The organism is Poritiphilus flavus, assembly GCF_009901585.1.
In the GTDB taxonomy this organism is placed as follows: Bacteria; Bacteroidota; Bacteroidia; order Flavobacteriales; family Flavobacteriaceae; genus Poritiphilus; species Poritiphilus flavus.
Genome location: NZ_WXYO01000007.1, coordinates 14,502 through 29,321, shown reverse-complemented (window position 1 = coordinate 29,321; position 14,820 = coordinate 14,502). Strand labels below are relative to the sequence as shown.

The 14,820-nt window shown below is 43.6% G+C and carries 16 protein-coding genes; 8 read left to right on the top strand and 8 right to left on the bottom strand.

The window, feature by feature from the left end:
* Nucleotides 1–17 precede the first annotated feature (17 nt).
* From ligA to prmC, 3 genes are read right to left on the bottom strand one after another with little or no spacing between them, the layout of a single operon-like run.
* Complete coding sequence (gene ligA / locus GTQ38_RS15230; RefSeq protein ID WP_161436419.1) at nt 18–2,012, bottom strand: NAD-dependent DNA ligase LigA; 1,995 nt, start codon at nt 2,010–2,012, stop codon at nt 18–20.
* Nucleotides 2,012–2,593, bottom strand: coding sequence for an LOG family protein (locus GTQ38_RS15225; RefSeq protein ID WP_161436418.1), 582 nt, complete (start codon nt 2,591–2,593; stop codon nt 2,012–2,014). Before GTQ38_RS15225 ends, ligA begins: the two co-directional genes overlap by 1 nt.
* Nucleotides 2,590–3,456 carry a peptide chain release factor N(5)-glutamine methyltransferase gene (gene prmC, locus GTQ38_RS15220; protein ID WP_161436417.1) on the bottom strand — a complete coding sequence of 289 codons (867 nt, stop codon included), beginning with the start codon at nt 3,454–3,456 and terminating at the stop codon, nt 2,590–2,592. The genes GTQ38_RS15225 and prmC overlap by 4 nt, the downstream gene beginning before the upstream one ends.
* 184 nt (nt 3,457–3,640) lie before the next feature.
* On the opposite strand from prmC, the gene ribD reads away from it, so the two are divergent.
* Genes ribD through GTQ38_RS15200 form a run of 4 tightly spaced genes read left to right on the top strand, consistent with a single transcriptional unit; the run spans nt 3,641 to nt 6,801 of the window.
* A complete protein-coding gene (gene ribD, locus GTQ38_RS15215) occupies nt 3,641–4,723 on the top strand; it encodes a bifunctional diaminohydroxyphosphoribosylaminopyrimidine deaminase/5-amino-6-(5-phosphoribosylamino)uracil reductase RibD (RefSeq protein ID WP_238857968.1) in 1,083 nt (360 codons plus the stop codon).
* Complete coding sequence (locus tag GTQ38_RS15210) at nt 4,720–5,322, top strand: HAD family hydrolase (protein WP_161436416.1); 603 nt, start codon at nt 4,720–4,722, stop codon at nt 5,320–5,322. The genes ribD and GTQ38_RS15210 overlap by 4 nt, the downstream gene beginning before the upstream one ends.
* Nucleotide 5,323: 1 nt before the next feature.
* Nucleotides 5,324–6,187, top strand: coding sequence for an EamA family transporter (locus tag GTQ38_RS15205; protein WP_161436415.1), 864 nt, complete (start codon nt 5,324–5,326; stop codon nt 6,185–6,187).
* An 11-nt stretch (nt 6,188–6,198) separates the two neighbouring features.
* On the top strand, nt 6,199–6,801 hold the full coding sequence (locus GTQ38_RS15200) for an IMPACT family protein (protein WP_161436414.1): 603 nt from the start codon (nt 6,199–6,201) through the stop codon (nt 6,799–6,801).
* Nucleotides 6,802–6,814: 13 nt separating this feature from the next.
* Here the strand turns inward: GTQ38_RS15200 and GTQ38_RS15195 are convergent, their stop codons facing one another.
* Nucleotides 6,815–7,216: an acyl-CoA thioesterase gene (locus GTQ38_RS15195; RefSeq protein WP_161436413.1), complete on the bottom strand. Its 402-nt coding sequence runs from the start codon at nt 7,214–7,216 to the stop codon at nt 6,815–6,817.
* 207 nt (nt 7,217–7,423) lie between these two features.
* On the opposite strand from GTQ38_RS15195, the gene dnaA reads away from it, so the two are divergent.
* From dnaA to GTQ38_RS15180, 3 genes are read left to right on the top strand one after another with little or no spacing between them, the layout of a single operon-like run.
* The gene (dnaA, locus tag GTQ38_RS15190) at nt 7,424–8,848 is read left to right on the top strand and encodes a chromosomal replication initiator protein DnaA (protein WP_161436412.1); all 1,425 of its coding nucleotides are present in this window, start codon (nt 7,424–7,426) and stop codon (nt 8,846–8,848) included.
* 7 nt (nt 8,849–8,855) lie between these two features.
* Nucleotides 8,856–9,320, top strand: a complete 465-nt coding sequence (locus GTQ38_RS15185; protein WP_161436411.1) for a low molecular weight protein-tyrosine-phosphatase — start codon at nt 8,856–8,858, stop codon at nt 9,318–9,320.
* Between the two features lies 1 nt (nt 9,321).
* A complete protein-coding gene (locus GTQ38_RS15180; RefSeq protein WP_161436410.1) occupies nt 9,322–10,047 on the top strand; it encodes an SAM-dependent methyltransferase in 726 nt (241 codons plus the stop codon).
* A 57-nt stretch (nt 10,048–10,104) separates the two neighbouring features.
* Here the strand turns inward: GTQ38_RS15180 and GTQ38_RS15175 are convergent, their stop codons facing one another.
* The 4 genes from GTQ38_RS15175 to dapF form a co-directional block, all read right to left on the bottom strand.
* Nucleotides 10,105–10,737, bottom strand: coding sequence for a hypothetical protein (locus GTQ38_RS15175; RefSeq protein ID WP_161436409.1), 633 nt, complete (start codon nt 10,735–10,737; stop codon nt 10,105–10,107).
* 147 nt (nt 10,738–10,884) lie between these two features.
* Nucleotides 10,885–11,928, bottom strand: a complete 1,044-nt coding sequence (gene mltG, locus GTQ38_RS15170) for an endolytic transglycosylase MltG (protein WP_161436408.1) — start codon at nt 11,926–11,928, stop codon at nt 10,885–10,887.
* A 6-nt stretch (nt 11,929–11,934) separates the two neighbouring features.
* Nucleotides 11,935–12,459, bottom strand: a complete 525-nt coding sequence (locus GTQ38_RS15165; RefSeq protein WP_161436407.1) for a GNAT family N-acetyltransferase — start codon at nt 12,457–12,459, stop codon at nt 11,935–11,937.
* The gene (gene dapF, locus GTQ38_RS15160) at nt 12,453–13,229 is read right to left on the bottom strand and encodes a diaminopimelate epimerase (RefSeq protein WP_161436406.1); all 777 of its coding nucleotides are present in this window, start codon (nt 13,227–13,229) and stop codon (nt 12,453–12,455) included. Before dapF ends, GTQ38_RS15165 begins: the two co-directional genes overlap by 7 nt.
* Before the next feature lie 135 nt (nt 13,230–13,364).
* Here dapF and GTQ38_RS15155 point away from each other — a divergent pair, with 135 nt between their 5' ends.
* Nucleotides 13,365–14,756, top strand: coding sequence for a trypsin-like peptidase domain-containing protein (locus GTQ38_RS15155; protein WP_161436405.1), 1,392 nt, complete (start codon nt 13,365–13,367; stop codon nt 14,754–14,756).
* The last annotated feature ends 64 nt before the right edge of the window (nt 14,757–14,820 follow it).

Sequence of the window (14,820 nt, the reverse complement as noted above, 5' to 3'; positions counted from 1 at the left end):
TGGTATGGAAAGTCCCTTTAAAGTAAAGCAATAAAATCGTCCTCAGAAATGATCGCGATGCCTAAACCTTCCGCTTTAGCCTTTTTACTCGGCCCCATATTGGCCCCGGCAACTACATAAGTAGTTTTAGAAGAAATGGAAGAACTTACTTTACCGCCATTATCCTCAATGGATTTTTTAAGTTCGGTCCGACTCATTTTTTCAAATACTCCGGAAACCACAAAGATCTGTCCCTTTAACTTTTCAGTTTGGTTTTGAAGTTGTTCTTCAGACAGGGAAAACTGTAGTCCATATTCCTTAAGCCTCTGTATTATTAAACGATTCTCCTCCTCAGCAAAGAAACTAACGACGCTATCCGCAATGCGCTCCCCTATTTCATCTACAGCTGTAAGTTCTTCGGCACTGGCGGCTATAAGGGCGTCTATATTTTTGTAGGCCTTGGCCAGTTTCTTGGCCACCGTTTCTCCCACATACCTGATCCCAAGTGCAAAAAGAACGCGTTCAAAAGGGATCTGCACAGAAGCCGCCACACCATTTACGAGATTCTCGGCCGATTTTTCAGCCATCCGTTCCAGTGGCATTACCTGCTCTTTCGTCAGGGTATACAGATCCGCATAGTTGGCGATCAGCCCTTCTTTGAATAGCAGTTCCACCGTTTCGCTTCCCATGCCTTCTATATCCATAGCTTTCCTGGAGATAAAGTGCTGAATACGTCCAGTGATCTGAGGTGGACAGCCGCTATCATTCGGGCAAAAATGCTGGGCTTCCCCCTCCCGCCTGATCAATTCCGTATGGCATTCCGGACAATGGGTGATGTATTGGGTAGGCTGAGAGTTCTCAGGCCTTTTGCTAAAGTCTACCGCGGTTATTTTGGGAATGATCTCCCCCCCTTTTTCAACAAAAACGGTATCCCCTTCCCGGATATCCAGTTTAGCGATCTGATCTGCATTATGAAGGGAGGCTCGTTTGACAGTAGTTCCGGCCAATAGCACCGGTTCCAGGTTGGCGACGGGGGTAATAGCTCCCGTACGACCCACCTGATAACTTATTTCATTCAGAACGGTCACAGCCTGTTCTGCCTTAAACTTATAAGCCAGGGCCCATCTGGGCGATTTGGCGGTATAACCCAGTTCTTCCTGCTGCCTAAGATCGTTTACCTTGATCACCACCCCATCAGTTTCATAAGGCAACTCATGCCGGTGAATATCCCAGTACTCTATAAAGTGCATAACCTCTTCCGTTGAATGGCAAAGTTTGGCCACCTCAGGAACTTTAAAGCCCCAGGCCCTTGCTTTTTCAAGCATTTCAAATTGAGAGCTAATCGGAAGTCTATTGCCTACTATACTATACAATAAACACTCCAGGGGTCGCTGTGCAACCAGGGCACTGTCTTGTAATTTTAAACTACCCGATGCGGTATTTCTGGGATTCATATATGGGTCTTCTCCGGCTTCCAGGCGTTCTTTGTTCATTTTTGCGAATCCCTCCAGGGTAAGTATAATTTCTCCCCGTATGTCGAATTTTTCAGGAAAATAGCCCTGAAGTCGTAATGGTACAGATCGTATGGTTTTAATATTTGTAGTTACCTCGTCCCCCTGGAAACCATCTCCCCGGGTAACCGCTTTCACTAAATTCCCGTTTTCATAACTAAGGCTGATTGAGGCTCCATCGTACTTCAGTTCACAGGTGTACTCCACCTCTACTCCCCCTAGGATCCGTTGTACCCTTTTTTCCCAGTCCAGAAGTTCTTCTTTGGAATAGGAATTATCCAGGGAGTACATGCGATGTTCGTGTACCACGGTTTCAAAATTCTTGGTAACCGCGCCCCCTACTCTGAGGGTAGGAGAGTTCTCGTCGTAAAACTCCGGGTATTTCTCCTCAAGATCCTGCAACTCTTTGAGTTTCATATCAAACTCGTAATCCGATATTACAGGTTCATCGAGTACATAGTAGCGATGATTGTGTTCGCGCAACTCCTTTCGCAGGGCTTCGATCTTTTGGTTAGCGTCCATTATAGTTGTTCTTTCTTAATCCATTTTGGCACCCAGGCGGGTTCATAATTATGCATCTTATCCAGCAATCCTTCTATACTGTTTTCTACAATAAGCAGGTCGTGATTCTCTTGTTTTAAAAAGCCTGTTTCAACCATGTTTTTGAACATATGAAGCAGCGGGTCAAAAAAACCGTTGATATTAAGTAAGCCTACGGGTTTCTGATGCAGACCTAACTGAGACCAGGTAAGTATTTCCAGCAACTCTTCCAAAGTACCAAAACCTCCCGGGAGGGTGATCACTCCCTCGCAAAGTTCGTACATGGCCAGCTTTCTTTCATGCATGGTCTCTGTAGTGATCAGCTCGGGAAGGTCCTGGTGGACCACTTCCTTCAGTTTTAGAAATTCCGGAATTACCCCTACAACCTCTCCCTGCTGATCCAGGGCTCCTAGTGCCAGCCGACCCATGACACCAATTTTAGCTGCACCATAGATCAGTTTAATTTGCCTGGAAGCCAATACAGCACCCAATTCATATGCGATATTCAGGATGCCTGGGTCATTCCCTTCACTGCTTCCAGAAAAAACTACAATACTCTTCAATTTCTTGGTTTTATGGCTTTAAGCATTCTATAATTTCCAAAACTATCTTTCCGCAACTCAATTTCTGAAAAATTATGTTGCTGTAAAAGCTGTTTGGTCTCCTCTGCCAAATACTGATTTATTTCAAAATAAAGTCGACCTCCCGGTTTCAGATTATCTCTTGTAAAATCAAGGATCTTCTTATAAAAGTAAAGCGGATCATCATCTTTTACGAAAAGTGCCAAAGCAGGTTCATAATCCTTGACATTTTTGCGCATGCTTTCCTTTTCGGAATACCTTACGTAGGGTGGGTTTGATACGATGATGTCGAATTGCACCAAATCATCCGGTACGGAAGCAATATCCATTTCCATTAAACTAACCTTAACCTCATGACGCCCTGCATTTTGCCCTGCTACGCTTAATGCCTCTGAAGATACGTCAATACCGTAAACTGCTGCCTGGGGTAACTCTTTAGCCAAGACCACGGCAATGCAGCCACTACCGGTGCCGACATCTATAATGTTCAGGTCTTCCCCATCCAAACCATCGGCTTTTACATCCTCAAGTATCCAACGCAGCAGTTCTTCGGTTTCCGGCCTCGGAATAAGCACGGATCCATTGACCGCAAATTCCATATCCATAAAATGGGTTGAACCCAGAATGTATTGGATCGGTTTTTCCTGCTTTAACCCGGCCAAGGCTTCAAAAAGTGGTTGCTCTTCCTCCCTACTCACTGATACCAAAGGGTTTAGTACTAAAACAAAGCGTTCCAACCCCAGGTAATGCTCAATTACCCAATAGAAAAAATGATCTACCTCCTCCTTGGTATAGATCGCGTCCAGCTCGCTGTGAAAGATATCCTTGATCTGCTTTAACTGCATTTTATTTGGATGTCAGGGCCAGGACATACACCAAAAAGACGGTTCTCCGACGCCAATTCAGACCTCATTTTATTTGCGCGAGTCCGCTGTGCTGTTTTCAGAACGAATGCCCTATTTTTGTTCGGTGAATATACGTGAATTAGCCTTACTTTAGGTGGCAGTCAGGCAAATATTTCAAGCATCAATGATAGTGAAAGAAGAAACTAAAAGAGCATGGACCAAAGCGGACAAAATGTTCATGCTTCGTTGTCTTCAGTTGGGAAAGAAGGGTCTTGGAAGTACCGCACCAAATCCCATAGTGGGCTGTGTAATTGTGCATCAGGGAAAAATCATAGGAGAAGGCTTTACCAGTCCTTATGGCGGCCCACATGCCGAAGTCAACGCTATTGCATCGGTGAACAACAAGGATCTTTTGAGCTCCTCTACCTTATACGTTAGTCTGGAACCTTGTTCCCACTATGGTAAAACTCCACCCTGTGCAGACCTTATTCTTAAACACAAGATCCCAGAAATAATCATAGGAATTCCCGACCCTCATAGTAAGGTGGCCGGAAAAGGTATTCAGAAACTACGCGATGCAGGCTGTGAGGTGGCAGTAGGCCTGGAGCAAGCCGCTTGTCGGGAACATCACAGACGTTTCCTGACCTTCCATGAAAAACAAAGACCCTATATTATTCTTAAATGGGCTGAAACGGCTGATGGCTTCATCGCTCCGGAATCAGCCGTCCGTACTGAAAACCCAGCACCATATTGGATTACGGGTAGAGCTTCCAGGCAATTAGTGCACCAGTGGAGAAGTGAAGAACAGGGTATTTTGGTAGGTACAAATACCGTATTGCTGGACAATCCTAAGCTCAACACCCGGGATTGGGAAGGCAGATCCCCGATGAGGATCATCCTGGATAAGGACCTGAAGGTGCCGCATCATTATGCAGTCTTAGACCGTACGGTTGAAACTTTGGTTTTGACCCAAAGCGAGGATGAGGAGAAACGGCGGGATGGCATTGTGTATGAAGCCCTGGACTTTTCGGGTGAACTGGCCAGTCGGATTTGCAGGATACTTTATCAGCATCAGGTTCAAAGTGTATTAATTGAAGGCGGCGCCCGAACATTGCAGAGCTTCATTGATGAGGGGCTATGGGATGAAGCCCGGATATTCCGGGGGTCAGTGAATTTCGAAAAAGGTTTAAAGGCTCCTGTAATTAGTGGACATGAAGTACAAACCCGTATGTTGGACCGGGATCAGTTAACAATAGTAAAACCATGATCAGAAACATTATTTTCGATTTCGGAGACGTTTTTATCAATCTCGATAAGGTGGTCGTTTTCCGTGAAATGCAAAAGCTCAACGTACTTCATTTGCTTCCGCAATTGGATGAACTGAACAAAGCCTTTGAGGTGGGAGCGATTTCACCGGAGTCCTTTTTAGATCAGCTTCAAGACTACCTCCCCCAGCTGACCAAAGATCAAATTGCCGCTGTTTGGAATGGTATGCTTTTGGATCTTCCCGAATATCGCCTGGAGTTTTTGGAGGATCTGGCAAGGGAAGCGAAATACCGGCTGTTTTTGCTTAGTAACACCAATGCCTTACATATACCTCATTTTAGAAAACAAATGGGTGAACTTAGATTTAATCGCTTCCGCAACAGCTTCGAGCAATTCTACCTCTCTCATGAGATCAAACTTAGAAAACCATCAGCGGAGATATACGAATTCGTACTTAATGAAAATGGCCTTCCAGCTTCGGAAACCCTTTTTATTGACGATACTGAGGAAAATACAAATGCAGCCAGGAAACTGGGGATCCATACCTGGAACCTCAAGGTGGGCCAGGAAGACATCATTCAGCTAAAAACCAAGATCTGATATGCTGCCACTGGTACTGAGTATACTGTCTTCCAGCCTTATTTTTGTGATATTCAAGCTTTATGCAGTTCATAAGGTACAGACCTTTTACGCCATCATTATGAATTATATGGTGGCCTGTACTGTTGGTCTGATCTTCTTCGAGAATCCCGTACCAGTGGGTCAGATCATAAATAAACCCTGGATTCCAGGGGCAGCCGCGCTTGGAGTACTGTTTATTTTTGTTTTTAATATTATGGCTATCACCTCTCAAAAGCTGGGAGTGTCCGTGGCATCTGTAGCAACAAAAATGTCTTTGGCCATTCCCGTAATTTTTGGGGTCTTCCTCTATAACGAAAAACTGGGAATTCTTAAGATACTGGGAATTGTTCTGGCTCTGGTGGCTGTTTACTATGCATCTGTAAAGGAGAATTCCTTTAAGCTGGATAAAAGAGTGCTGTTTCTCCCGGTATTGGTATTCCTGAGTTCCGGCCTCATAGATACCAGTCTAAAGTTTATGGAGGACCGGAAGGTGCCACCGGAGGAATTTCCATTGTTCTCAGCCATGGTATTTGGATGTGCCGCCTGCGCAGGTTTGGTTATTATACTGTTTAAAAGCTTTAAAACCCCACTTAGCTTTAATTCGCGGAATCTGCTTGGAGGTATAGCCCTTGGCGTTCCAAACTTCTTTTCGATTTTTTTTCTGCTCAAGGCATTACAGCACGAAACCCTCAACAGTGCTTCTATATTTACGATAAATAATGTGGCTATTGTAATGCTTTCTACCATTTTGGGTATTTTGCTCTTTAAAGAAGAGGTAAGTACCAAAAACTGGATGGGGGTTGCCCTTGCAGTAGTAAGCATCATTTTGGTTGCTTTGTTTTAATTTTTGATTCGATGGATGTATACCGATCCATATCCCGGCCTGGTGCTGAAGTACTTTTTAAAGATCAGAAAAGCAAGTTCTTCGGATATGCCTTTCCGATAAACGGAGAAGACGATATCAATAAGTGCCTTGATACCCTTAAGGAAAAGCATCCGAATGCGAATCATTACTGCTATGCCTGGCAACTGGGCATTGAAAGGATCAGGTATCGCGCAAATGACGACGGAGAGCCGAAGAATTCCGCGGGTATGCCCATATACGGTCAGATCCAGTCTTTTGATCTCACAAACGTACTGGTGGTTGTGGTCAGGTTCTTCGGAGGTGTTAAACTGGGAGTTGGCGGACTCATAAACGCCTATAGATCCACGGCAAGATTGGCTTTGGAGGCTGCTGATGTTTCTGAATTTACCGTCGAACTTGGTTTTGAGATCACTTTTGACTACCCTTCCATGAACAAGGTAATGCAGCTACTAAAACGGGAAAAATGGAATGTCCGATCCATAGATCAGGGAAGCCAATGTGTAATTCGTTTTTCCGTACGGAAAAGCGATAAGGAAAAAGCCCTGGACCTTTTAAACAATCTGCGTGAAGTTCAGATTGCAATTACAGAATAGAAAGGTCAAAAAATCAGTCGCTTTCTATTTTTTTAAGTAGGTATTCCGGGCATTTTACCGGCTTGTTTTTTTGGGTATCCATAAAGGCCAAAACCGTGTTTGCTTCCACTAAAATCTCACCCATTTCATTGAAAATTTCATAGTCGAATTCTATGCGAACCGAGGGCGTTTTTGCAAGTCGGGTTACGACAGTTATCAGCTCGTCATAAACCGCCGATTTTTTAAAATTTAGCCTTAAAGAAATGACAGGGAGGGCGACACCATTTTCTTCCATCTCTTTGTAGGAAAAACCCAGGTCCCTTAACCACTCAACCCTTCCCAACTCCAAGTATTGCGCATAGTTTCCGTGATACACCACTCCCATTTGATCGGTTTCAGCGTAGCGAACCCGGAAAGAAATTTTGTTAAAATGCATAATGTTTCGGGTAAAAATTATATATTTAAGAGGTTAGGCCAAATTGGTCGAGAACATGCAAAAAAAAAAGAAAAAATTCAAGATCAAATGATTTTTTTTTTAGGTTTTTTGTTCACATATTTGTCACACTTTAAGAGGGACAGTCAGGCTATCCTTTCTTCAACCAACTAACAAGTCACTAACCAACAAAATAAGATAATTTTTAAGATGGGTGTTACTGCGAATTCCGTATGGAACAATTGTTTGGCTTTTATCCAAGATAACATCCAACCGCAGGCATTCAAAACTTGGTTCGAGCCAATCCAACCCATTAAATTATCTGAAAACGCATTAAGCATCCAGGTTCCCAGTAAATTTTTTTACGAATGGCTTGAAGAGCACTATGTGAAACTCCTTAAGGTGGCTTTGACAAAAGAATTAGGAGAGAATGCAAAATTGGTCTATATTATAAAGATGGAAAATACCTATGGAAACCGGGCTCCATTTACAGAGCGAATCCCGAGTTCCAACAGAGGTAATGTAATGCCGCAGGAAATGGACGTACCGATCAAATCAAAAAATCCGGAGCTTAAGAATCCCTTCGTCATACCCGGGATAAGAAATATCAAAATTGAATCGCAATTAAATCCGAATTACAATTTTGACAATTTCCTCGAGGGCGACTCGAATCGCCTTGCGAGATCTGCCGGAATGGCCGTTGCCAATAAACCAGGAGGTACATCTTTTAATCCCCTTTTGATCTTTGGAGGTGTTGGACTTGGGAAGACACACCTGGCCCACGCCATTGGCGTAGAGATCAAAGACAAGTACCCTGAAAGGACGGTCCTTTATATTTCCGCTGAGAAATTCACCCAGCAGTATATTGAATCGGTTAAAAAGAACACTAGAAATGACTTTATTCATTTCTATCAGTTGATTGATGTACTCATTATTGATGACGTACAGTTTCTGTCCGGAAAATCGGGTACTCAGGATGTTTTCTTCCATATTTTCAATCACTTACACCAAAATGGAAAGCAGGTAATCCTTACCTCGGACAAGGCGCCCGTAGATATGCAGGATATAGAACAAAGATTGTTATCCCGATTCAAGTGGGGCTTATCCGCGGAACTTCAGAATCCGGATTACGAGACCAGAATATCTATTCTGAGGAACAAACTATACCGCGACGGTGTGGAAATGCCTGAAGACATTGTAGAATATGTAGCGAAGCACATCAAAACAAATATAAGGGAACTGGAAGGCGCAATAATCTCCCTGATCGCACAGTCTTCATTCAACAAAAAGGAAGTTACCCTGGAACTGGCTCAGCAGGTGGTAGAAAAGTTTGTAAAGAATACCAAGCGCGAAGTTTCTATCGATTACATACAGAAGGTGGTTTCAGATTATTTCGAAATGGATGTGGCCACCCTACAATCCAAAACCCGGAAAAGACATATTGTCCAGGCGAGACAGCTGGCCATGTTCTTTGCCAAAAAATTTACAAAAGCTTCTTTGGCCAGTATTGGTTCTCAGATTGGAAAAAGAGACCATGCTACCGTCTTACATGCCTGTAAAACAGTAGATAACCTGGCTGAAACGGACAAACAGTTCCGAAAATACATTGAAGATCTAACCAAGAAATTTTCCTGATTTTCTTATGCAAACGAAGGTCTTAATGGTGTGCCTCGGCAACATTTGCAGATCACCATTGGCCGAAGGAATCCTCAAATCCAAAGTCAAAACCGAAAATGTGTTTGTAGACTCTGCCGGAACGGCGGGCTACCATGTAGGTAGTAGCCCCGACAGAAGGTCTGTGGCTGTGGCGCGGAAATACGGTATTGACATCTCCGATCAGTATTGCAGGAGATTCGCGGCTGAGGATTTCAAAAAGTTTGATTTCATCTATGCCATGGATCAAAACAACTATCGGGATATTGTGGTTTTGGCCCGGAACCAGGAGGAAAGAGACAAAGTGCAACTGCTACTGGATGTAGTGGCTTCGGATACCCGCGAGGTTCCAGACCCTTATTATGGAGGTGCTGAGGGATTTGAACAGGTTTACGCACTTATCGATGAGGCCTGCGATGAAATTGCTGAAATGCTAAGGGCAAAAGGAAAGTAAAATGACAGGGTTTTCAAATGACTATGGTGAGCTTTATCTTATCCCCACTACCCTGGGAGATAATGAACCCCTTGTGGTACTTCCTATTTCCATCAAAAGGGCTATAGAGGATATCGACCATTATATTGTGGAGCACGAGAAATCTGCGCGGCGCTTTATTAAAAAGGTCAGCCCTCGCAAGTCACAGCCCGGATTGCATATTGAGCAATTGAATAAATTCACCGAAGCGGAACAGATCCAAAGCTTTTTAGATCCTTGCCTGGAGGGATACCCTGTCGGTATACTTTCGGAGGCAGGTTGCCCTGGCATTGCCGATCCCGGAGCTGAAGTGGTGCGAATAGCTCATGAAAAGAACATCCGTGTGATACCCCTTGTGGGCCCCTCCTCTATTATTCTCGGTTTGATGGCCAGTGGTCTGAATGGCCAGAACTTTGCTTTTAACGGTTACTTGCCTATAGAGAGCGCAGACCGCAAATCTGCTATCAAGCAATTTGAGCGCATTTCCAAAGAACGCCAGCAGACACAGATATTCATAGAAACGCCCTATAGAAACGATAAGTTACTGGCCGAACTGCTCAGGGTATTGGGAAAGCACACCCAACTCTGTGTAGCGGCCGATTTAACCCTTGATTCAGAATTTGTCCTTACCCGTTCCATTACAGAATGGAAGTCCATGAATTTACCCGAGTTACACAAGAGACCGGCAATTTTTATTTTTCAGGCCTAAAAAAAGGCCCGAATTCCTTAAAATTCGAGCCTTTGTTCTGTTTTTACAATGTAAGTCCTATATCCTGGGATTCTTCTTAGGAGGTACCTCGGATACGTCGTAGCCCGAAAACTTCTTCAGATACTTCGCAATTGTGGTACCATATGCATCTTTTACATCCACAGCTCCATACGAACGGAGGTACTTTTTAACGTTTCCTGCTCCTGCCAGATGGGCTGCTGCCAGTATGCCGGATTCAGTTACCTCAACGCCGCGGATCTTTTTACCGACAAAACGGTCAATATCCCTTCTCAGTATCCACTTGTTCCTCGCAATATTGGTCCTGAACACTTTTTCCTGCAATTCAGGATTATTAAGGAACTGAGTAGCGTTGTACACACCCATAAGTTGCAGGGTACCAATACCGAACTGGTATTTACCAAGATATCCGAACGTATTGATAGTAAAGTAATTACCTTGAGATTCTTTAAATGCCAAGGCTTCTCTAAAACCAATGAAAGAGCTTCCCACAAAGGGAGGCACTACCATAGCTGTTTTAAATTCGGTCTTGTTTTTGGGATACAAAACCGGTGTAGGTTCTCTGACTATTAGGCTTTCGGGAACTCGAACGGTTTCACCGGACTTAAACCCGAAACTCGCTAAAATAAAGATCATGATAAGAGGACAAAAAAAGCTTATCCACCTTCTCATAGATTTGATTTTTTAAAGCAGTATTTAATAAAAAACTACTTCAAATTCCAGGGGGTAAAGATACGCCGCAATTCCTCCAAAAAACCCAAGATTTTCTTAAAATCGACCTGATTTTAGACGAGTTGTGCGAATTTTCCGGCTAATAGCCTAACGATTGATATTTTGCGCATTAATCCATCGGATGTATTGCGACTTATTTCGGTTATGCTGTTGAATGGTTTGGGCAAATTTATGGTAACCAAAATTGGAGACATTCGCCACCATATAGTAGTAATTGTGGTTTTCAGCGTTGAGAACCGCATCAATTGAAGAAATATCAGGCATGGTAATGGGTCCCGGTGGAATACCCGGGTATTTATAGGTATTATAGGGTGAATCTAACTCTAAATCCCTGTAAAGCACTCTTTTAATAATGGTATCGTAATTACCCGTATGATGCTTGATCGCAAAAATTACCGTAGGATCTGCCTGCAAACGCATATTGCTTTTTATCCTGTTCAGATAGAGGCCGGCCACCCTTGGGCGTTCGTCTACTTTGGCCGTTTCTTTTTGCACAATAGAGGCCAGAGCACTCACTTTCTTGATATCCAGTCCGAGGGCACTGGCTTTTTCCCGTCGCTCATCGTTCCAAAACCTATTGTATTCCTTTAGCATCCTTGCCCTGAACTCCTCGGCATTAGTATTCCAGAAGAACTCATAGCTGTTGGGAATGTAGAGGGAAATTGCCGAGTTCTCATCAAAATCGTTTGATTCGAGAAATTCTGTTGAAGACATGGTCCGTAGAAGCGAAATGCTGTCTGCTTCTATCTGCTCTGATATGCGTCCTGCCAGGTCCGGTAGTCTTTCCTGGTTGTTAAAGGATACCTTTACAGGGATATTCCCACTGCGCAAGGCGTTTATGATGTCATTGTTATTCATACCCTTGCGTATCGCATATTTTCCACCTTTGACATTCTGGTCGTACTTCTTGCGCCTGGCAACCGCATCGAAGGTATCCATATCTTCAATCAAAGGCGTTACCAGTTCCCTTAGCTCACTAAAACCGGCATCAGAAGGTATATAAACATAAGCCTCATCATTATTGAAGCTGGTATTAGGTGTAAACAAGGCGTTGTAAACAAAGTATGCGAATGCGCCCGCGGCAACAAGCCCCAGCAATACTACAGTTATAAGGATCTTACGGATATACATTAATTTCTAATTATTGATCTTCTGATAAACGATTTCGTTTTTAAAGCTTCCCCCGGACAGTACCCAGTCCTTTTTGATCCCTGTCTGTTCAAAACCCAATTTCTCGAACAAATTGCGACTCGCCGTATTGTTTTCACCAACATTGGCGTACAATTGCCTTAAGTTGAGTATAGAAAAGGCGTATTTGTACAACAACTCAATGGCCTCTGCCCCCATTCCTTTGTTTCGGTCCTTTTCATTCCTTATTACAATACCTATTCCGGCCCTCCTGTTTTTTGGGTCAAAATCAAAAAGGTCTATCAAACCTACTAAATCATCTGAGCCATTGCAAATACAAAGTCGCAACTGCTTTACTTCGTAAATATCCCTATGTGCATTTTCCAGATAAAGTTTGAGAACATGTTTGGAATAGGGAGCAACTGTACCGCTGATCTCCCAGATATCAGGATTGTTCTCCAGTTCGTACAAAAAATCCAGATCTTCAGGTTCCAGGGCCCTTAGGTAAATATGTTCCCCTTTTAAGTTCACCATGATATCTGGCCCTTATATACCTGTTCTGCCGGTCCTTCAAGATAGATGGAAGTATAAGTACCTCCTCCGTTTACAAAGGCTACATGTAGATCCCCTCCCCTGGTTTTTACAGTTACCTGGTTATTTTTCGTTTTTCCGGACTTGTGCATCGCCAGGGCGACAGCGGTTACCCCTGTACCACAGGACAAAGTTTCGTCTTCTACCCCCCGTTCATAGGTTCTGACAGCGAAAACATCTTTGCTTTGTTGTTCCACAAAATTGATATTGCTTCCGGATTCGCCGTAGATGGTATAGCGCAGTCTTTGGCCCTCTTTAAATACGTCAAAATCCTCAAGCCCCTCAACTAATTGTATGTGATGTGGAGAACCGGTATCGAGAAATACCGCCTGAGGTTTTTCCCTGATCTCCGAAACATCCTGCATATAAAGCCTTACCTGGCTCTTGTTGATCTCTGCCTGATGCAGTCCGTCCACGGCCATAAAGGTTGTTTTGTCTTTTATTATGCCCAGGAAATTCGCAAAGGCAACCGCACACCTTCCTCCATTCCCACACATACTGCCGGGATTGCCGTCTGCATTGAAGTAGATCATCCGGAAATCAGACGCTTCGTCATCTTCCAGTAGTATCAGCCCATCCGCGCCTATCCCGAACCTGCGATCGCAAAAGTGCTTCACCAATTTGGCATTATCTTTGGGGAAGGATTTATCCCGATTGTCGATCATTACGAAATCGTTACCCGTGCCCTGATATTTAAAGAATGTGTAATTCATCCTCTGCGATAAGCAACAAAGATAGTACTTTATTTAAGCTTATTTTAGCAGTTAAAAAGTCGTTAAAGCAAAATATAGAAGCACGAAAACTGTTAATTTTAACATGCGGAAAAATTTAAAAAAACTTAAGTAGAAATGAAGAAAATTGCAAGTTTGCTCCTCATGGCCCTTTTTGCAGGAGCGATAACCCTAGGAGCCTACAAACTTTTTTTTGAAAAAACCGATTATCAGCTGGTCTCTACAGATGACAAAATGCCCGTTTTTACTACCAGCAATACACCCACCTCTAATAAGGGGTCTGGCATTAACGAAGTAGATTTTACCATAGCAGCTGAAAACACGGTAAATGCCGTGGTACACGTAAAAAATGTTACTATGAGCAGTGGTTCCGGAAGTCTTTGGGACTTTTTCTATGGTACGGAACGCAATCAGCAGCCTCAGGTAGGTACCGGATCTGGTGTGATCATTTCACCCGACGGTTATATAGTAACCAATAATCACGTTATAGCAAAAGCCAAAGAAGTTAAGGTTACCCTTAACAACAATAAAACCTACGATGCAGAGATCATAGGGGCCGATCAGAATACCGATATCGCCCTGATCAAGATTGAAGCTGAAACGGGCCTTCCATACCTTGCATTTGGGGACTCAGATAATGCCAAGATCGGGGAATGGGTGCTGGCGGTTGGCAATCCGTTCAACCTAACTTCTACGGTTACGGCCGGTATTGTGAGTGCAAAAGCCCGGGATCTGGGTAGAAGGCAGTCTTTTATTCAGACAGATGCGGCTGTAAATCCGGGAAATAGCGGGGGTGCGCTTGTAAATACCAATGGAGACCTTATAGGGATCAATACCGCGATCACCTCGCAAACAGGGTCTTATGTAGGCTATTCTTTTGCCGTTCCAAGTAATATTGCCAAGAAGGTAGTTGAGGATATCATGGAGTATGGGAACGTACAAAACGGAATTCTGGGCATCAATACCATTCCAGTAAATACACCCTATGCGGTTGAGAAGGGTGTCAACGAAATTGATGGAGTATATATTGACAATGTGGTGGAAGACTCCGGTGCCGCAGAGGCAGGTTTGCAATCCGGCGATATTATAAGACAAATTGACGATGTTAAAGTAAGGCGATTTGCTGATCTTACAGGATATATTTCTTCCAAAAGGCCTGGAGATGAAGTACAGGTCAAAGTGAAGCGAGAAGGAGATCTGCTCACCATTCCGGTAATGTTGAAAGCGAGGCAGTCCCTTGTTGTTCCTGTAATGGGACTGGAAGTCAAGAATCTTTCAAAAGACGATCAAAAGACCTATAAAACCAAAAAAGGCGTCAAGATAACCGGGGTGCCGGAAACTTACAGGGGTTATGGGCTTCAGGGCAAGATAATCGTTGCAGTAGACGATAAGGAGGTAAAAGATATTCAGGATGCACGCCGACTCTTCGGTGAGATCTCCAGGTATGGAAAAACGAGTATCACCATGCTCAACGAAGATGGGGAGCGCGAAAGGCTTATATTCCAATAATTGAACAAAGCATTATAGTAAAGCACTCTGCAAAGGGTGCTTTTTTTTGTTCAAATTCCTTGGA